General features: G+C 72.1%; 14 protein-coding genes and 3 tRNA genes. 7 read left to right on the top strand and 10 right to left on the bottom strand.

Annotated elements, in window-relative coordinates; all coding sequences use genetic code 11:
* Positions 1-6: 6 nt before the first annotated feature.
* Together AB852_RS31230 and AB852_RS31225 are read right to left on the bottom strand one after the other, a co-directional pair.
* Positions 7-864: a helix-turn-helix domain-containing protein gene (locus AB852_RS31230; protein ID WP_073793576.1), complete on the bottom strand. Its 858-nt coding sequence runs from the start codon at positions 862-864 to the stop codon at positions 7-9.
* A gap of 9 nt (positions 865-873) precedes the next feature.
* A complete protein-coding gene (locus tag AB852_RS31225) occupies positions 874-1,608 on the bottom strand; it encodes a DUF6879 family protein (protein WP_073793575.1) in 735 nt (244 codons plus the stop codon).
* Between the two features lie 216 nt (positions 1,609-1,824).
* On the opposite strand from AB852_RS31225, the gene AB852_RS31220 reads away from it, so the two are divergent.
* Positions 1,825-2,244: a hypothetical protein gene (locus AB852_RS31220; protein ID WP_143201309.1), complete on the top strand. Its 420-nt coding sequence runs from the start codon at positions 1,825-1,827 to the stop codon at positions 2,242-2,244.
* Between the two features lie 284 nt (positions 2,245-2,528).
* On the opposite strand, the gene AB852_RS31215 is transcribed toward AB852_RS31220, so the two are convergent.
* The 3 genes from AB852_RS31215 to AB852_RS31205 form a co-directional block, all read right to left on the bottom strand.
* Positions 2,529-2,602: transfer RNA gene (locus tag AB852_RS31215), tRNA-Ile, on the bottom strand.
* Between the two features lie 166 nt (positions 2,603-2,768).
* Positions 2,769-2,841: transfer RNA gene (locus AB852_RS31210), tRNA-Asn, on the bottom strand.
* 5 nt (positions 2,842-2,846) lie between these two features.
* A tRNA-Asn gene (locus tag AB852_RS31205) sits at positions 2,847-2,919 on the bottom strand.
* Positions 2,920-3,067: 148 nt separating this feature from the next.
* On the opposite strand from AB852_RS31205, the gene AB852_RS31200 reads away from it, so the two are divergent.
* The 4 genes from AB852_RS31200 (at position 3,068) to AB852_RS31185 (ending at position 9,099) form a co-directional block, all read left to right on the top strand.
* Positions 3,068-3,370: a YtxH domain-containing protein gene (locus AB852_RS31200; RefSeq protein WP_073793573.1), complete on the top strand. Its 303-nt coding sequence runs from the start codon at positions 3,068-3,070 to the stop codon at positions 3,368-3,370.
* An 83-nt stretch (positions 3,371-3,453) separates the two neighbouring features.
* The gene (locus AB852_RS31195; RefSeq protein ID WP_073793572.1) at positions 3,454-4,914 is read left to right on the top strand and encodes a xylulokinase; all 1,461 of its coding nucleotides are present in this window, start codon (positions 3,454-3,456) and stop codon (positions 4,912-4,914) included.
* A 523-nt stretch (positions 4,915-5,437) separates the two neighbouring features.
* Positions 5,438-7,174, top strand: a complete 1,737-nt coding sequence (locus AB852_RS31190) for an ABC transporter ATP-binding protein (RefSeq protein WP_073793571.1) — start codon at positions 5,438-5,440, stop codon at positions 7,172-7,174.
* A 17-nt stretch (positions 7,175-7,191) separates the two neighbouring features.
* Complete coding sequence (locus tag AB852_RS31185) at positions 7,192-9,099, top strand: ABC transporter ATP-binding protein (protein ID WP_425444202.1); 1,908 nt, start codon at positions 7,192-7,194, stop codon at positions 9,097-9,099.
* Positions 9,100-9,356: 257 nt separating this feature from the next.
* Here the strand turns inward: AB852_RS31185 and AB852_RS31180 are convergent, their stop codons facing one another.
* The 4 genes from AB852_RS31180 to AB852_RS31165 form a co-directional block, all read right to left on the bottom strand.
* A complete protein-coding gene (locus tag AB852_RS31180) occupies positions 9,357-10,157 on the bottom strand; it encodes a ScbR family autoregulator-binding transcription factor (protein WP_073793569.1) in 801 nt (266 codons plus the stop codon).
* 292 nt (positions 10,158-10,449) lie between these two features.
* Complete coding sequence (locus tag AB852_RS31175) at positions 10,450-12,120, bottom strand: GAF domain-containing protein (protein WP_073793568.1); 1,671 nt, start codon at positions 12,118-12,120, stop codon at positions 10,450-10,452.
* A gap of 179 nt (positions 12,121-12,299) precedes the next feature.
* Complete coding sequence (gene mreB / locus AB852_RS31170; protein WP_073793567.1) at positions 12,300-13,343, bottom strand: rod shape-determining protein; 1,044 nt, start codon at positions 13,341-13,343, stop codon at positions 12,300-12,302.
* Positions 13,344-13,546: 203 nt separating this feature from the next.
* Entirely contained in the window at positions 13,547-14,437 is an 891-nt protein-coding gene (locus AB852_RS31165) for an NAD(P)-dependent oxidoreductase (protein ID WP_073794237.1), read from the bottom strand.
* Between the two features lie 179 nt (positions 14,438-14,616).
* On the opposite strand from AB852_RS31165, the gene AB852_RS31160 reads away from it, so the two are divergent.
* Together AB852_RS31160 and AB852_RS31155 are read left to right on the top strand one after the other, a co-directional pair.
* Positions 14,617-14,946: a winged helix-turn-helix transcriptional regulator gene (locus AB852_RS31160; protein ID WP_073793566.1), complete on the top strand. Its 330-nt coding sequence runs from the start codon at positions 14,617-14,619 to the stop codon at positions 14,944-14,946.
* 198 nt (positions 14,947-15,144) lie between these two features.
* On the top strand, positions 15,145-16,380 hold the full coding sequence (locus AB852_RS31155; RefSeq protein WP_245876989.1) for an MFS transporter: 1,236 nt from the start codon (positions 15,145-15,147) through the stop codon (positions 16,378-16,380).
* Positions 16,381-16,694: 314 nt separating this feature from the next.
* On the opposite strand, the gene AB852_RS31150 is transcribed toward AB852_RS31155, so the two are convergent.
* Complete coding sequence (locus AB852_RS31150; protein ID WP_073793565.1) at positions 16,695-17,597, bottom strand: LysR family transcriptional regulator; 903 nt, start codon at positions 17,595-17,597, stop codon at positions 16,695-16,697.
* Positions 17,598-17,734: the final 137 nt, after the last annotated feature.

Genomic DNA, 17,734 nt, shown 5'->3' with positions numbered 1-17,734 from the left:
ACCGCTTCAGCGTGGATTCAGGGAGCGCCGCGCGTCGTTGATCACACTCTGTGCGTCGGAGCCGTAGACGGCGGACTCCTGCAAGGTCTTCCAAGTGCGGAGATACAGGGCCATGCTGTGGGCGTCGTCGAGCCACATCTCTGCGTGCCAGTCCTCCACCACGACGCGCCGTTCGTCGTAGATCCAGAAGCCGTTCCCGGGGTGGATCTTCAGAGAGGCGGTGAAGGGGACGATGCCCAGCTCCAGCGTGTCCAGGCCGGTGACCGCGGCCAGGCGGTCGAGCTGCGCGGCCAGGACCGGAGCGGGACACACCAGCGCGTGCATCGCCCCTTCCCACATGAGGATTCGGTACCGTCTGCTCGGTTCGTACAGCCCCTCCTGGCGACGGATACGGGCACGGACCGCGTCCTCCGTGTCCCGTGGTGACTGCATCAGGGCCGCGTGCCGGGTGAGGACATGCCGGGCGTAGTCGGCGGTCTGGAGCATCCCGGGAATCAGGACGCTTTCCCAGATGGTCAGTACATGCGTGCGGTCGTGCTCGGCCGTGATGGCGTCCTGTACCGGCCGGTGGCCCGATGCCAACTGCCGGCGCCATGACCTGATGTGGGACTCGAAGCCGCGCAGTTGCGCGGCCAGGCCGTCATATGCTTCCGGGTATCCCGTTGCTTCGGCCCACGCCTTGAGGCCGGCCGCGTCAGCGGTTTGACGGCCGTTCTCCAACTTGCTGACCTTTGATTTGGTCCACGTTCCGCCGAGGCGTCCTGCGAGTTGTTCTCCGGTGAGCCGCCCGTCAGGGCAGGTCAGTCTGAGTTCCCGGAGCCGTTGCCCCAGGGCCTCGCGTGCTTGCTGATAGTCGGTGCTCACCGGACCTCGTCACTCGTCGAGCTTGAACTCTTCGTACGGGACGGCATAGTGCCAGGCGGCGTCGCGCACCTGGCAGTAGCGGTTGACCGCCGCCGGTTCCGTGATGAGTTCGGCGCCTTTGAGGCCGTCGTCCTTGTCGAAGAGAAGCCGGGCCACCAAGCGGGAGTCGAACAGCCAGAAATCCTCGTCCGGCAGTTGCAGCCGCTGCGCGTCGGCTCGGGAGAGGTTGCGGATGTCCTCCCCGACGGCGCAGTTCCGTACCGCGTTGCTGCGGAGGTAACTCTGCCCAGGGGTGGCGGGACGATCGACCAGGCGCACGCGCTCGAACCGCTTGCCGCCTTCGGTCTGCCGCCGGACGTTGCGGCACCAGGCATCGTCGTAGTCCCACTCGATGTGCTGCCCGGCGGCGAACTGCGCCCATTCCTCCGTCGTCTCGTCGCTCGCGTACCGGCGCCGTGTCTCCAGGCGCCAAGCCGTGTGCTTGAAGGTCTCGAAGAGGCGGTTGAACTCGTCGTCGGCGTTGATGAGCCGCGGCGTCTCGTCGCGCGGGCCGAAGTCCACCAAAGTATTGCGCGGGACGACGACGGCGACCTCACCGTCGTCGAAGTGCTGGAGCTGGGCCAGATCCGCGGGATCTGAGACCGGCGTTCCGTGGACGACAACCTCACCCGTGTCGAGGTCCTCGTGCACGCCAGGGCAGCCGCCGCCCCCGGAGCCGGTGCCGTTGAAGCGCAGTCGCCGCATGGGTCCTCCGATGTGATGAGTGGTGATGTCTCAAGACTTCCTGGCGCCAACAGCATTGACACGTAGCTCTGTTGGGCTTGATGCGAAACCTTGCGCAACCCTGGTGACAGGTGGAGAAACTTCGTGAAACTTGGAGTGCGGTGAGAAACCCTGCGTCCCTACCGTCCCGATATGACCTCAACCCCATACCTGGACGGTGCTCGGACCACTGATCCAATGAGTGGACAGATCACGACCCCCACGGCAGCGCCCGACCCGGAACCCGCCCCGTCTCCGCTGTCCGACCGCCTCACCATGTGGGCCCGTACCCGTGACATCGGCGAGCGTGCCGCTGTCGCCGCGCTCATCGAGGAGGGTGACGTTCTCGCGCGGGGGGACGTTCGTCAGCTGCTGGTCGTGGAGAACGGGGCCTTCGTGTTCTGCGACTGGGCTCGGTTCGAGGCGCGGTACCGGTGTGCGCTGGTGCTGGACGAGGGGGAGGACGCGTTCCTGACGCTTGTCCTCGCTACGGCGTTCCCCCGGCTGGTGCCGTTGTGGAAGGTGGAGGTGCTGGGGGACCGGCGGCTGGGGATCGTGCTGCGGGCGCTCGCGTGTCTCGGGGGGTCCACCGCCATCGCCGTGGGGACCCGGTCATGACGCTCCACGGCTACGGCGACCGGCCCGGACGTGGGGGACGGGAGCGTGTCGTCGTGCCGGGCTCCCGCTGACGCGGTCGGCGGACGGGAGCCGTCGCCTCCGCCCCCGCCCCGGGCACCCGTGCGGCGTTCGTCCGCGCTCCGCGCTACGCCTCTGTGGGGGCCCACACAAAGCGGGGCTTCGTCGTGGCGGGGAAGGGCGTCCCGCCGGCGGGTGGCGCGCGGTGCTGCGTGCCTTCGGGCCGGACCGGCAGGTCGAATCGTTCCTGCTGGGGGGCCCTGCGGTGGGGCGGGTGGGACTCGAACCCACGGCCGACGGATTATGAGTCCGCTGCTCTAACCGGCTGAGCTACCGCCCCCTTGCGGCGTGTCGCGTACATATGTACGCGCCGTGTGCCGCAGCATAGCCGCTCATACGATCTCCTGCTTCGGATGGTCGGCACTGCTGACCAAGGAGACCTCCGGCGTGCCCGCATGGTTCCACCGGACATGAAAAAGGACCCCTAAGGGGGTCCCTCTCGGCTGCTCCCCCGACTGGACTCGAACCAGTAACCTGCCGGTTAACAGCCGGCTGCTCTGCCAATTGAGCTACGGAGGATCGAGCTCCCCCGACTGGACTCGAACCAGTAACCTGCCGGTTAACAGCCGGCTGCTCTGCCAATTGAGCTACGGAGGATTGCCTCGTCGCATCGATCGAGCCTGCCTGGGTACTCGCCAGAAGGCGGTCGCTCGCTGCGACACATACATTAGCGCAAGCAGGGGGGTGCTCCGCCAATCGGTGTCCCCGCGATCCGCAAACCGAACGCAACGGAAGGGTGGCTGCCATGCGCTACCGGCTCACATTCGTCATCGGGCTGGCCCTCGGCTACGTGCTGGGGACCAGGGCCGGACGGGAGCGGTACGAGCAGCTCAAGAAGTCCGCGCGGCAGTTCGCCCAGAACCCCGCCGTCCGCAACGCCGCCGAGAGCGCGGCCCAGCAGAGCCGTGAGGTGGCGGGCAAGGCCCTGCACTCCGTGACCGAACGGGCGGGGGACCGGATCCCGGACTCCGTGGCCGACCGGGTGCGGTCCCTGCGCGAGCGCAGCCGCGGCGGACAGGGCGACGACTGGGGCACGACCAACACCTGATCCGCCCCGCCGGGCCCGCGCTCCGGGCCGTTCCTCCGGCACCACGGTAGGGGTCACCCCCGAACGTGGTGCAGAATTCCGGCATGGGGATAGTCGCCGGTCTGGACAGTTCGCCCGATTCCACGCGCATCGTCGTCTGTGACACCGACACGGGTGCCGTACTCAGGCAGGGATACGCCCCGCACCCCGTGGCGGCGGCCGATCAGGGGGACGGCGGGCGTCCCGCCGACGTGGACCCGCAGGCGTGGCTCCTGTCGCTGGGCGACGCCGCGGGCGGCGGGCTCCTCGAAGGGGTCCAGGCCATCGGGGTGTCCGCGCAGCAGAACGCGCTCGTGCCCCTCGACCACCAGGGCGGCACCGTCCGCCCCGCGCTGATCGGCAACGACCGCCGCACCCAGGCCGCCGCCGCCGACCTCGTCGACGCGCTCGGCGGCCGGGAGGCGTGGGCCCAGGCCGTCGGCTGCGTCCCGCAGCCCGCCCACCCCGTCGCCAAGCTCCGCTGGCTCGCCGCCAACGAACCCGACAACGCCCAGCGCGTCGCCGCGGCCGTGCAGGCCCACGACTGGCTGGTGTGGCAGCTCCTCGGCCGCCCGGCGCGCCGCACCACCGACCGGGGCGGCGCCTCCGGCACCGGCTACTGGTCGGCCGCCACCGGCGGCTACCGGCCCGACCTGGTCGAGCTGGCGCTCGGCCACCAGATCCGGCTCCCCGACGTCCTGGGTCCCGCCGAGGCCGCCGGGACCACCCCGGAGGGCCTGCTGATCTCCGCGGGGACCGGCCAGACCATGGCCGCCGCGTTCGGGCTCGGCATCGGGCTCGGGGACGCGGTCGTCTCGCTCGGGGCCTCCGGCTCCGTGATGGCCGTGCACCGGGAGCCACTCGCGGACCCCGGCGGCATGATCACCTCCCTCGCCGACGCGACCGGGATGCATCTGCCCGTCGTCCACACCCTCAACGCCGTCCGCACCCTGCGCGGCGCCGCCGAACTGCTCGGCCTCCCCGACCCCGCCGCGCTGTCCGAGCTGGCGATGAAGTCCACGCCCGGCGCCCACGGGCTGGTCCTCCTGCCGTATCTGGAGGGCGAGCGCACCCCGCATCTGCCGCACACCGCCGGGACCCTCGCCGGACTGCGGCGCGAGGCCATGAAGCCCGAGCATCTGGCGCGCGCCGCGTTCGAGGGGATGCTCTGCGGGCTCGCGGACGCCCTGGACGTGCTGCGCGGCCGGGGCGTGGAGGTGCGGCGGGTGTTCCTGCTGGGCGCCGCCGCGGACCTGCCCGCGGTGCAGGCCGCCGCCCCGTCGCTGTTCGGGGCGCAGGTCGTGGTGCCGCAGCCCGCCGAGTACGCGGCGCTCGGCGCGGCCCGGCAGGCCGCCTGGGCGTTCGGGGTGTCCCGCGGGGGGCTCGACCCGCACACGCCGCCGGCGTGGCCCGGCGCCACGGGACAGGTCTTCGCGCCCGGCGAGGAACTGGCCGCCGGCCAGGCGGTGCGCCAGCAGTACATGGCCGTACGGGAGCAGATCCACCCCGGAGCCTTCTCGCTCTGACCCGGACCCGGACCCGGAACCCAGAGCCGGTACCCGGCGCCCGTACCCGCTCGCCTCGCCCGGGGCGTCTCCGCTCCGGCGCGCTCCCACCTCCCCCGGACTTCGGCACCGGCTCCGGCCCGGCCCGGCCCGCACCGACCGCCCGGGACCCCGGCCCCGTACCGCTCCCTCCGCCCGGGGCCCCGTCCCGGGCGTTCCCGCTTCGCCCCGGTCCCGCTCAGCGGCCCGCCCCGTACCGCCCGTCAGGGCCGGGGCGGGCCGCTGACGTGCGTATGGGTTCTTCTTGGCGTGCTCTTGGGCCAATAAGCCGGGTGAACGGGTGGTGCGTGACGGACGATGGGGCGTGAAGTGATGAGTGTTGTCCGCCCCCCACCCGCCCAGCGGCCCGGCCCGCCGAAGCAGCCCGGCCACCGACCGCCACCGCCCGCCCCGCCGACCGCCACCGCCCGCCCCGCCGACCGCCAGCACCCGCCCCGCCGACCGTCCGGCCCCGCCGGCCGAACCCAGTGAGCGAGACCCGCACGTGCTCATACGACTGCTCCGGACCTACCTCGGTCCCTACCGAAAACCCATCGCCGTGCTGGTGGCGCTCCAGCTGCTCCAGACCAGCGCCACGCTGTACCTGCCCACGATGAACGCCGACATCATCGACCGGGGCGTGGTCAAGGGCGACACCGGATTCATCATGTCGTTCGGCGGGCTGATGATCGCCGTCACCCTGGTGCAGGTGGTGTGCAACGTCGGTGCCGTCCGGCTCGGCGCCCGCAGCGCCGCCGCGGTCGGCCGGGACGTGCGCGGCGCCGTGTTCGACCGGGTGCAGTCGTTCTCCGCGCGGGAGGTCGGCCACTTCGGCGCGCCCACCCTGATCACCCGGACCACGAACGACGTCCAGCAGGTCCAGATGCTGACCCTGATGGCGTTCACCCTGATGGTCACCGCGCCGATCATGTGCGTGGGCGGGATCGTGATGGCCCTCGGGCAGGACGTGCCGCTGTCGACGGTGCTGATAGCGGTGGTCCCCGTGCTCGGGATCAGCGTCAGCGTCATCGTCCACAAGCTGCGTCCGCTGTTCCGGGCCATGCAGGTACGGGTCGACACCGTCAACCGGATGCTGCGCGAGCAGATCACCGGCAACCGGGTCATCCGGGCGTTCGTCCGGGACGGCTACGAGCAGAAACGCTTCCGGGGCGCCAACGAGGACCTGACCGAGATGGCGCTCGGCTCCGGCAAGCTGCTCGCGTTCATGTTCCCCATCGTGATGACCGTCGTGAACGTGTCGTCGGTCGTCGTCGTCTGGTTCGGGGCGCACCGGATCGACAGCGGGGCCATGGAGATCGGGTCGCTGACCGCGTTCCTCGCGTACCTCATGCAGATCGTGATGTCCGTGATGATGGCCACCTTCATGTTCATGATGGTGCCGCGCGCCGAGGTGTGCGCCGAGCGTATCCAGGAGGTGCTCGGCACCCAGTCCAGTGTGGTGCCGCCCGCCGCGCCCGTCCGCGAGATGCGCACCCATGGGCACCTGGAGCTGCGGGAGGCCGGGTTCCGCTACCCGGGCGCCGAGGAACCCGTCCTCAAGGGCGTCGACCTGGTGGCCCGGCCGGGCCGGACGACCGCCGTGATCGGGTCCACCGGCAGCGGCAAGACCACCCTGCTGGGCCTGGTGCCCCGGCTCTTCGACGTCACCGAGGGCGCCGTCCTGGTGAACGGCGTCGACGTACGGGACATCGACCAGCGGCTGCTCGCCCGGACCGTGGGCCTCGTCCCGCAGAAGCCGTACCTCTTCGCCGGGACCGTCGCGACCAACCTCCGCTACGGGAACCCCGACGCGAGCGACGAGGACCTGTGGCGGGCCCTGGAGGTCGCCCAGGCACGCGACTTCGTGGAGTCCCAGCTCGAAGGGGGGCTCGACGCGCCCATCGCGCAGGGCGGCACCAATGTGTCCGGCGGCCAGCGGCAGCGGCTCGCCATCGCCCGCACCCTCGTCCAGCGCCCCGAGATCTATCTCTTCGACGACTCGTTCTCCGCACTCGACTACGCCACCGACGCCGCGCTGCGGGCCGCGCTCACCGCGGAGACCCGGGAGGCGACCGTCGTCATCGTCGCCCAGCGCGTCTCCACCATCCGGGACGCCGACCGGATCGTCGTCCTCGACGAGGGCCGCGTCGTCGGCGCGGGCCGGCACGCCGAACTGATGCGGGACAACGAGACCTACCGGGAGATCGTGCTCTCCCAGCTGACGGAAGCGGAGGCGGCCTGATGGCGGCGGGACGCAGCATGATGGCCGGGACGGGACCCGACCATCGGTCCATGGACTTCAAGGGCTCCGGCAAACGGCTGCTGGGCCACTTCCGGCCCGAGCGCGCCACCATGTACGGGATGGTCGGCTGCGCCCTGATCAGCGTCGCGGTGTCCGTGCTCGGCCCGAAGATCCTCGGGATGGCCACCGACCTGATCTTCGCCGGGATCGTCGGCCGCCCGATGCCCGCCGGGCAGACCAAGGAACAGGCCCTCGCGCAGCTGCGGGCCGACGGTGAGGGCAAGGTCGCCGACATGCTCTCCGGGGTGGCCTTCACCCCCGGTGAGGGTGTCGACTTCGGGGCCGTCGCCTCCGTCCTCGGTTTCGCGCTGATCACGTTCGTGATAGGCGGACTGCTGATGCTGGTGGCCACCCGGCTCGGCAACCGGGCCATCAACAGGACCGTGTTCCGGCTGCGCGGCGAGGTCCAGGCGAAGCTGTCGCGGCTGCCGCTGGCGTACTTCGACAAGCGGCAGCGCGGCGAGGTGCTCAGCCGTGCCACCAACGACCTCGACAACCTCGGGCAGACCCTCCAGCAGAGCCTCGGACAGCTCGTCAACTCGCTGCTGACGATCCTCGGTGTGCTGGTGATGATGTTCCTGATCTCACCGCTGCTCGCGCTGGTCGCGCTCGTCACCGTCCCGCTGTCGTTCCTGATCGCGACCAAGGTCGGCAAGCGGTCCCAGCCGCAGTTCGTCCGCCAGTGGCGCACCACCGGCACCCTCAGCGCGCATGTCGAGGAGATGTACACCGGGCACACCCTGGTGAAGGTCTTCGGACGGCAGGACGAGAGCGCGAATCGGTTCGCCGAGGAGAACGACGCGCTGTACGAGGCGACCTACCGGGCCCAGTTCACCAGCGGGCTGATGCAGCCGCTGATGTTCTTCGTGTCCAATCTGAACTACGTCCTCGTCGCCGTCGTCGGCGGGCTGCGGGTCGCCTCCGGCGCGCTGTCCATCGGGGACGTCCAGGCGTTCGTCCAGTACTCCCGGCAGTTCTCCATGCCGCTGACCCAGGTCGCGTCGATGGCGAACCTGGTGCAGTCCGGGGTCGCGTCCGCCGAGCGGGTCTTCGAACTGCTCGACGCCGACGAGCAGGCCCCCGACCCCGAGCACCCCGTGCGGCCCGTGGAGCGCACCGGGCGGGTCGCCCTGGAGCGGGTGTCCTTCCGCTACGAGAAGGACCGGCCGCTCATCGAGGACCTGTCGCTGACCGTGGAACCCGGGCACACCGTCGCCATCGTCGGACCGACCGGGGCGGGCAAGACGACCCTGGTCAATCTGCTCATGCGGTTCTACGAGGTGACCGGCGGGCGGATCACCGTCGACGGCGTCGACATCGCGAAGATGTCCCGCGACGAACTGCGCGCCGGGATCGGGATGGTCCTCCAGGACACCTGGCTGTTCGGCGGGACCATCGCGGACAACATCGCCTACGGCACGTCCCGGGACGTCACCCGTGACGACATCGAGGAGGCGGCGCGGGCCGCGCACGCGGACCGGTTCGTCCGGACCCTGCCCGACGGGTACGACACCGTCATCGACGACGAGGGCGCCGGGGTCAGCGCGGGCGAGAAGCAGCTGATCACCATCGCGCGGGCCTTCCTGTCCGAGCCGGTGATCCTCGTCCTCGACGAGGCGACCAGCTCCGTCGACACCCGCACCGAGGTACTGATCCAGAAGGCGATGGCCCGGCTCTCGCACGGTCGGACCTCGTTCGTCATCGCCCACCGGCTGTCCACGATCCGCGACGCGGACACCATCCTGGTGATGGAGCACGGTTCCATCGTCGAACAGGGCACCCACGAGGAGCTGTTGCGGTCCGGGGGCGCCTACGCCCGGCTGTACGCGGCGCAGTTCGCCCAGGCGGTGGCGGAGGTCGACTGAGCCGTGCCGCCCACCGGCGGCGCGGTGCGCGGGGGCGGTCGCGGCGGCTGGGCGGGCGGTCGTAGCAGTCATGGGTGGGCGGTCGTAGCGGTCACGGGTGGTGCGGTCCGTGGGGACGGTTCCGGCGGACATGGGTGGCCACGGGCGGCGCGGCCCGTGGGCGGTCGTGGCGGTCCGTTCCGTCGTCCCGGGCGCCCCTGCTGTCCCTGACGCCCCCTGGCACCCCCTTGCGAGGGCGCCAGGGGCCCGTCAGGGCCTCAGCGCACGGCGGTCGGGGTCCGGCGGGGGGAGGGGATCCCGTGCTCCCCGGTGGGCCGCTGAGCGCCGGACGACAGGTCGGCCGACCGCTCCGTGCCGGGCCGCTCCGCCGCCGGGCGCCCGTCACCCGCCCGCCCGGTGCCCGCGGCGGTGCCGACGCGGGCGGCGAGGAGCCGTTCCGCGCGGTCCGCGCCGAGGTCGAGGGTCGGCAGCAGCGACGGCTGCGCGATGCTCGGCAGCACATGCTGGAGCAGCACGATCACCCGGTGCGTCAGATCGGCCCGCTCGCACAGGGTCTGCGACATCCCCTGGATGCCGGTGAACGCGCCCGCGAGCAACTGCGCGGTGTCGTCGGGGACCACGTGCGGCAGCAGCTCGCCGTGCCGGTCGGCCTCCGCGAGGACCTGGCCGATCCGGTCGATCCACGACTGGTACGGGGTGCCGTGGAACGGCGCCGGGTCGTCGCCGTGCTCCCGCCGGTGGTCCATCGCGAGGCCCACCCCGGCGCGGGTCAGCGGGTCGTGGCGCAGCTGATGGGCGAACAGCATCCCGTGGTCCACGAGTTCCTGGAGCCGGGTGCGCTGCGGTGGCAGTTCGCCCACGTCCAGCTGCGCCGCCACCACGCCCAGCGCCAGTTCCTCCTTGGACGCGAAGTGGAAGTACAGCGCGCCCTTGGTGACCCCGGCACGCTGGAGGATCTCGGTGATCGTCGCGGAGCTGTAGCCGCGCTCGTCGAAGACGGCCGCGGCCGCCAGGAGGATGGACTCGCGCGTCTGGATCGCCCGTGCTTGTCGTGCCATGGAGTCAGGTGCCTGCTTCCCCGTCGGGGCTTCTACGTCCGAGCTGTGGTCAGGTCGACACGGACAGAAAACCGGACTCGTCACCCGCTTGTCGAGGGCCATGAGAGACCCCTCATCAGCGACGCGTCACCGACCCCGCGAAGCCCCCGGTCGCGGACGCCTCCGCCGCCCTCCCCTGAGCGGGCCCGGGACGCCACCCCGGGCGGTGCCGTACGGGGCCCGCCGCCGGTGCCGGTACCTGATCCGAGGCCGCTCCCGGTACCGCCCCGGGGCGTTGCGCGGGGGAGTGGTGTCAGGCTCCCGGGGCCGGTCCGATCGGTGAGCGCCAGACCAGCGCGGTGCCTTCGCCCCGCGGCCCGGACCCGTCGTCCGCCGACGCGGTGCCGTCGTCCCGGACGGTGAGCCGTACGCAGGGCCGCCCGTCCGGCAGGAACGTCGTGACGTCCACGGCGACCGCCACCCGGGTCACCCCCGTCCGGTGGGCCGCCTCCGACAGGGCGCGGCGCAGGACGACGAGGAGCGGCCCGGCGACCGGGTCGTCCACCAGGGTGTCCACGGCGCCCAGGAACCGCAGCGACGGCGGGAAGCCCAGGACGGCGCCCGCCGCGGCCGTCTCGCGCAGCACCCGGCCCCGGAGGGTGGTCGGGGCGTCGGCGGGCGGCTGCTGGAGCGCGAGGATCGCCGTACGGACCTCCTGGATCGTGGACTCCAGTTCGTCCACCGCGAACGCCAGGCAGTTCCGTACCGTACGGGCCGCCCCGGCCTCGGCGACCCCGGTCCCGGCCCCGGGGGCGTCCCCGTCCGCCGCCCGCTCCGCGCGGCGGTGGGTCGACTCCAGCATCAGGCCCGTGGCGAAAAGCCGTTGGACGACCAGGTCGTGCAGATCGCGGGCGATCCGGTCCCGGTCCTCGTACACGGCGAGCCGTTCGCGACGGGTCTGGGCGTCCGCGAGGACGAGGGCGAGCGCCGCGTGCGACGCGAACCGCGCGGCCATCGTCCGCTCCACCGCGCTGTACGGGCGGCCCCCGCGGACGCGGGGCAGCGCGAGGGTGCCGATCAGCCGTCCGCCGGACTGGAGCGGAAGCATCATGCTGGGGCCGAAGCGGGAGCGCACCGGGGTGGCCATCCGGGGATCGGTCGCCGAGTCCGTGATGAACACCGGCTCACCGCCCAGGAGTTGGTCCAGGATCGCGCTGCCCGGCGGGATCGTCGCGCCGAGGAGTTCCCCGGCCGGGTCCGGCGCGGACGCCGCGACGATCTCCATCCCGCCCGCCCGGGTCGGCTGGAGGATCGCCCCGGCCGCCGCGTCCGCCAGCAGCCGCGCCCGCTCCGCGACCGTCACCAGCGCGTCCGTCGCGGACCCGGCGGTCAGCAGCGCGGTCGTCACCGCCGCCGCGCCCTCGATCCAGCGTTCCCGCAGCCGCGCGGCGCCGTACAGCCGGGCGTTGCCGATCGCGATGCCCGCCTGGGACGCGAGGACCCGCAGCAGTTGCGCGTCCTCCTCGGTGAACGGGCCGCCCCGCTTCCCGGTCAGATACAGATTGCCGAACACCTCGTCCGCGACATGGATCGGGACGCCGAGGAACGACCGCATCGGCGGATGGCCGGGGGGCAGCCCCCGGGCGCGGGGATCGGTGGTGAGATCGTCGATCCGCAGCGGGCGGGGGTCGTCGATGAGGGCGCCGATCAGCCCGGAGTGCCCGTCGGGCAGGCCGCCGATCCGGGCGCGCGCCGCCGCCGGCAGCCCGGTCGTGTACAGGTCGCGCAGACGGGGGCGGTCCGGGCCGCCGCCCAGGTCCAGGACGCCCAGCGCCCCGTACCGGGCGCCCGTCAGCCCGGCGGCGCGCGTCACGATCCGCTGGAGGGTGGCGGGCAGGTCGAGTTCCGTCCCGACCTCCAGGACCGCTTCGAGGAGAAGCGGCAGCCGGGCCCCGCCCGCCGCCGTACCGTCGTCTTCGCTCACCGTTCCAGGATGCCGCCTGGGCCGCCCGCTCCCCGGCAGCGGCGCCGTCGCGGGGTCCGCGGGAGGTGTCCCGTCCGTCGGAGGCGCGGAGGCGCGGAGGTCCGGCGGTCCGGCGGTCCGGCGGACGGGCTCGGGTCGGGCTCGGGTCGGGTTCGGCTCGGCTCGGCCCGATGGTCGGGTCAGCCGGACAGCGGGTCCAGCAGCATCGGGGCGATCCGGCCCTCCAGCATCGCGCCGAGACCGAGGATCGCGCAGACGTCGGGGCGTTCCGCGATGTGCACCGGCATCCCCGTCGCGTCCCGCAGCATCTGGTCCAGGCCCGGGAGCAGGGCGCTGCCGCCGACCATCATGATGCCCCGGTCCGCGAGGTCGGCCACCAGGTCCGGCGGGCAGTCCCGCAGCACCTTGCCGATACCGTCGAGGACCGCCGTCAGCGGGGTGTGGATGGCGTCCCGCACCGCCGCCGTGTCGACCTGGACCGAACGGGCCAGCCCGGTGGCCACGTCCCGGCCGTGGATCTCGGTGGACGTCGGACCGTGCGGGGTGAGGCCGTTGCCGGAGAGGGCGAGCTGGAGCGGGCGCACCGACTGCGACGGCAGCATCAGTTCGTGCCGGTGCCGCAGATGCTGGACGATCGCGTGGTCGATGGCGTCCCCGCCGACCGCGATCCGCTCCGCCGTGACGATCGACCCGAGCGACAGCACCGCGACCTGGGTGGTCGCGGCCCCGCACACCAGGATCATCGTCGCCTCGGGCCGCTCCACCGGCAGCCCGCAGCCGACCGCCGCCGCGAGCAGCGTGTCGACCAGCTCCACCCGGCGGGCGCCGAGCCCGACCATCGTCTCCACCGCCGCGCGCTGCGCGAGCGGGTCCGCGTCGTGCGGGGTGCACGCGGCGGCCCGCAGCCGGGGCTTGCGGCGCAGCGCGCGGCGCAGCTTCTCGCCGATCAGATGACGGAGCATCCGCTGCGCCATCTCGATGTCCACGACCGAGCCGCCGGACACCGGGCGCACCACCCGGATGTAGCCGGGGGTGCGGCCCGTCATCCGTTCCGCGAACTCACCCACCGCGATCAGCGATCCGGTGCGGGTGTTGACGGCGGCGACGCTCGGCTGGTCGACCACCAGTCCCGCGCCCTTCACGAACACCCGGGTGCGGGCGGCGCCCAGGTCCACCGCGATATGGCACCGACGCAACTGGTCCAGGCTGGCACTGCCGGTCATGGGCGTTTTCCTCCCGAGGGCGCGGACCGTACGGCGGCGCCGTGCGGCGTTCTTCCTCCGCATCGTCCGGCCGCGCGGGGGCCCACGCATCGCGGGTGGGCCGGGCGGGGGGCCGCCGCCCGGGTGACGCCGGGGGCCGTTCGCAGTAGGGGACCGGGTCCGGGACGGGGCGAACGGGGGAGAGATCCGCGCCGTCGCGCGTGTCACACCGTCCGGCGCGGCTTCTTGAGCATCTCGGTCAGCGCCGCGACGCTGTGCTCGCCGTGGCCCGCCTCCGCCGCCCGTCGCACCAGGTCGTCGAGGGGGGCCGTCCAGGACGTGTCGACGCCCGTCTCCCGGGTCAGTTCCGCGTCATGGGCGGCTCCGGCGAGGAACAGATTCACGGACGAGGCCCCGTCGGTGTAGTCGCCGCTGTCGATCTCGGCGGCGTAGACGGGCAGCAGCGACTTGATCATGTCCAGCCATTTGCCCGCGAACCGCACCATGCCCGCCGCCTCCAGCCCCCGGGACCGCAGGGCGGCGGCGCCCTGGAAGAACCCGACAAGGGCGGGCAGCAGCATGGCGCCCACCGCCATCTCGTACAGGGCGGCCAGATCGGCCTCGTCCCCGAGGTGGACGGTGTCGCCGCCCAGCACCTCCAGCGTGGTCACGTACTCGTCGAAGACGGTCCGGTCGCCGCTGTAGTAGAGCAGGGTGTCCGGTGCCCCGACGGCCGCGGGCACGTTCTTGACCGCCCCGGCGAGGAACCGGGCGCCGAGACCGTCCGCCCAGGCGGCCGTCTCACGGGCCCCGGCCGGGGAGCCGCTGTTCAGGGTGACGAGGGCACGCCCCGTCAGTTCCGCCGCGGCCGGGGCCAGGGCCGCGCGGGTGTCGTCGAAGGTGGTCAAACACGTGATGACCAGGGGACTCGCGCCGACCGCCGCCGCCACCGAGGGGGCGAGGACCGCTCCCTCGGCGGTCAGCGGCGCCGCCTTGGCCGGGGTGCGGTTCCATACGGTCGTCGGATGTCCGGCGTCGTGGAACGCGCCGGCCAGCGCCAGGCCCATCGAGCCGAGCCCGATCACGGTCACGGGTGTGCGGTGGTTCATGGTCATGTTCCCGCTCCAGGAGATGTCGGATCGCCGGACGTCCACGGCATGCCGGCCCGCCGCGCCCGCCCCCCGCTCCGTGGTGTTCCCGGCGCGGCGCCCGTCCCATACTGGGTTCGCACGCGCATTCCCTCAAGTACCGACATTTTTGTCGGGTACTCACATTCCTGTCAGGAGGAACGCCGGTGACCAAGCGGAGATACACCTGCGGACTCGACGCCGCCATCGCCGTGATGGGAGGCAAGTGGAAGGGCCTCATCCTGTTCTCGCTCGGTGACGGGCCGCTGCGTTTCGGGGAGCTGGGGCGCACGGTGTCCGGTATCAGCGAACGGATACTGATCCTCCAGCTCAGGGAGATGGAGGCCAGCGGACTGGTGCACCGCGAGGTCCACCCCCAGGTGCCGCCCAAGGTGGAGTACTCCCTGACCGCGTTCGGCCGCTCCCTCAACGACGCGCTCGCCCCGCTCGGCGAATGGGGCGAGGAGCACCTGGAACGCATCGAGGCCATCCCCTGAGCGGATCGGCCGGAAAGAACCGGTGCATGCTGCACTTATGGGGCGGGTGCGTTGCTACCATCCGCTGTGACCAGTGCGAAATCCGGTAGTCCGGAGAGCGGTACGGGGGGTGACCGCGACAGCGGTGGCCCTATAGGTCCCCCGGGCCCCGCCAGCCCCGTAGGCCCCGCAAGTCCCGCCGGTCCCGTAGGTCCGGTCGTGCGGCGGCGGGTGCTCGCGGATCTGACGCCGCTGCGGACCTCCCTCGACTTCCGGCGGCTGTGGATCGGCAGCACGGTCTCCTGGGTGGGCCAGGGAATGACCTCCCTCGCCGTCTCGCTCCAGGTCTACGACCTCACCGGTTCCAGCTTCTCCGTCGGCCTCGTCGGACTCTTCTCGCTGATCCCGCTCGTGGTGTTCGGACTGTACGGGGGCGCCGTCGCGGACACCGTCGACCGCCGCAAGCTGGGTCTGTGGTCGTCGGCCGGGGCCTGGGTGCTGTCCCTCGCGCTCGCCGCCGCCGCGTTCGCCGGGTACGCCGATGTCCGGTTCCTGTACGCGATCGTCGCGCTCCAGTCGGTGTGCGGGGCGCTCAACGGGCCCGCCCGGTCCGCGATGATCCCCCGGCTGCTGCCGCCCGAACAGCTGCCCGCCGCCAACGCGCTGGGGTCCATGACCACCACGTCCGGGCTGATGCTCGGGCCGATGCTGGGCGGCCTCATCGTCGGGGCGTGGGGCTACCAGGCCGCGTACACCGTCGACGCCCTCACCTTCTCCGCCGCCCTGTACGCGATGTGGCGGCTGCCCTCGATGCGGCCCACGGGCGCGGCGGAACGGGGCGGCCGGGCCTCCGTCCTGGACGGGCTGCGGTTCCTCGCCACCCGGCCCAACATCCGGATGACGTTCTTCACCGACCTGTGCGCGATGGTCCTCGCCCACCCCCGCGCGCTGTTCCCCGCCGTCGCGGTGCTCTGGTACGGCGGCGACGCCACCACCACCGGACTGCTGGTCGCGGCCCCCGCCGTGGGCGCGCTGCTCGGCGGGGTGTTCTCCGGCTGGCTGGGGCGGATACGGCGGCACGGGCTCGCGATACTGCTCGCCGTGGGGTCCTGGGGCGCCGCAGTCACCGTCTTCGGGCTGACCCGCAACCTCTGGCTCGGGATGCTGTTCCTCGCGCTCGCGGGTGCCGCCGACACCACGTCCATGGTGTTCCGCTCGACGATGCTCCAGTCGGCGACGCCCGACGAGATGCGGGGGCGGCTCCAAGGGGTGTTCATCGTGGTCGTCGCGGGCGGTCCCCGGCTCGGTGACTTCCTCGCGGGCGCGGTGGGCGACCTGACCTCGCCCGAGGTCGCGGTGGTCGGGGGCGGGATCGCGTGCGTGGTCGCTGTGGCGGTGCTGGGGGTGGTGTGGCGTGACTTCGCCCGCTACGACGCGCGGTCGCCCGTGCCCTAGGCGTGGGCGCCCGGTGCGTAGCGTCCTGGGGTTCGTCGCTGTTCCTCTGCGGGGTGCTTGTTCCTTGCGGTTCCTGGGGTTCCATACCTGGGCGTGGCTTTTTCCTGTGCGGGTCGGACGGGGGTGCGCAGTTCCTCGCGCCCCTTGGGTTCCACGTCCGCATGTACGTGTTTCCTGTGCGGTCGGGCGGGGGTGCGCAGTTCCCCGCGCCCCTAGGGTTCCACGGTCACATGTACGTGTTTCCTGTGCGGTCGGACGGGGGTGCGCGGTTCCTTGCGGCGCTGGGGGCCTCGTCGGAGCTTTCGGGGCCGGTCTCACTGCTGGAGGAAGCCGCTTCCGATTTTCTGGGCGATGCGGGCGAAGGACCGGTTGCGGGGGACGTCGTTGGTCTTCAGCCAGGTCGCGGCCCACTCGATGGGGGGTGCGTCGCTGAAGGGGACGTAGACGACGTCGGGACGGCTGTAGAAGCGGAGGACCTGGGCTCCGACGATGACCGCGCCCGCGCCGGCCCCCGCCTGCTGAAGAGCCTCCTGGAACGTGTCCACGCGCGGCCCGCCGACGATGGTCGATCCGGCAGGGGTACGGCGGGGGTGGCGGTCGGCGGGCCACGCGCCCGGCGTGGTGTCGGTCGGCCGCAGCACGACGACGCCGACGAGATCCTCCATCGTCACGCTCGCCCTGGTCGCGAGCGGATGCCCGGCCGGGACCGCGAGCATGCGCGCCTCGGAGAACAGCACGGGGCCGACCGTGATGTCGGGCGCGGAGAGCGGCAAGCTGATGACCAGTACGTCGAGGTGCCCGCCGCGCAGTCGCGCCAGGGCGTCGACGACCTGGACCTCCCGGATATGGACCGGCGCGCCGAGTTCGTCGTCCGTGAATCTCTGTGCGGCCCTGTGCATCACCTGACCGGCGAGCGCACCGACGAAACCGACCCGCAGCGAGCTGTCGGAACCACGCGCAGCCTGGGTCGCGCGCGCGAGTCCCGTCTCTATCTGCTCATATCCGCTCTGAAGATCGTCCCGTAGCTGGCGGCCTATCTCCGTGAGTTCGACGGTACGGCTGCTGCGGTCGAAGAGCAGGGTGCCCACCCGCCCTTCGAGCTTCTTGAGGATCTGGCTCACGCGGCCGGTCGTCACGTGCAGCCGCTCCGCGGTGCGACCGAAGTGCAGCTCCTCGGCGAGCGTGAGGAAGACCTGTAGTTCGAGGCGTTCCAGCATGAGTCCTCCTCTTCGAGCGGGGTGACCGCAGAACCGTACGAGGCTAAACGTTCGTTGAGCAATCCTGTCTTGTTCACCCCTTGCGCACCCTGCACGATGAACGCAGTCAAGGCGTGCCGGTGACGCCCGCGATCGGA

Origin of the sequence: Streptomyces uncialis (assembly GCF_001905345.1) — a bacterium.
Classification (GTDB): domain Bacteria; phylum Actinomycetota; class Actinomycetes; order Streptomycetales; family Streptomycetaceae; genus Streptomyces; species Streptomyces uncialis.
This window is presented reverse-complemented; position numbering and strand designations above follow the sequence as displayed.

What these genes read in the sequence shown, in the direction of transcription:
- AB852_RS31225 (WP_073793575.1), bottom strand. Translation starts at nt 1,608, where the DNA reads ATGCGGCGACTGCGCTTCAACGGCACCGGCTCCGGGGGCGGCGGCTGC.
- AB852_RS31220 (WP_143201309.1), top strand. Translation starts at nt 1,825, where the DNA reads ATGAGTGGACAGATCACGACCCCCACGGCAGCGCCCGACCCGGAACCC.
- AB852_RS31200 (WP_073793573.1), top strand. Translation starts at nt 3,068, where the DNA reads ATGCGCTACCGGCTCACATTCGTCATCGGGCTGGCCCTCGGCTACGTG.
- AB852_RS31195 (WP_073793572.1), top strand. Translation starts at nt 3,454, where the DNA reads ATGGGGATAGTCGCCGGTCTGGACAGTTCGCCCGATTCCACGCGCATC.
- AB852_RS31185 (WP_425444202.1), top strand. Translation starts at nt 7,192, where the DNA reads ATGATGGCCGGGACGGGACCCGACCATCGGTCCATGGACTTCAAGGGC.
- AB852_RS31180 (WP_073793569.1), bottom strand. Translation starts at nt 10,157, where the DNA reads ATGGCACGACAAGCACGGGCGATCCAGACGCGCGAGTCCATCCTCCTG.
- mreB (WP_073793567.1), bottom strand. Translation starts at nt 13,343, where the DNA reads ATGACCGGCAGTGCCAGCCTGGACCAGTTGCGTCGGTGCCATATCGCG.
- AB852_RS31165 (WP_073794237.1), bottom strand. Translation starts at nt 14,437, where the DNA reads ATGACCATGAACCACCGCACACCCGTGACCGTGATCGGGCTCGGCTCG.
- AB852_RS31150 (WP_073793565.1), bottom strand. Translation starts at nt 17,597, where the DNA reads ATGCTGGAACGCCTCGAACTACAGGTCTTCCTCACGCTCGCCGAGGAG.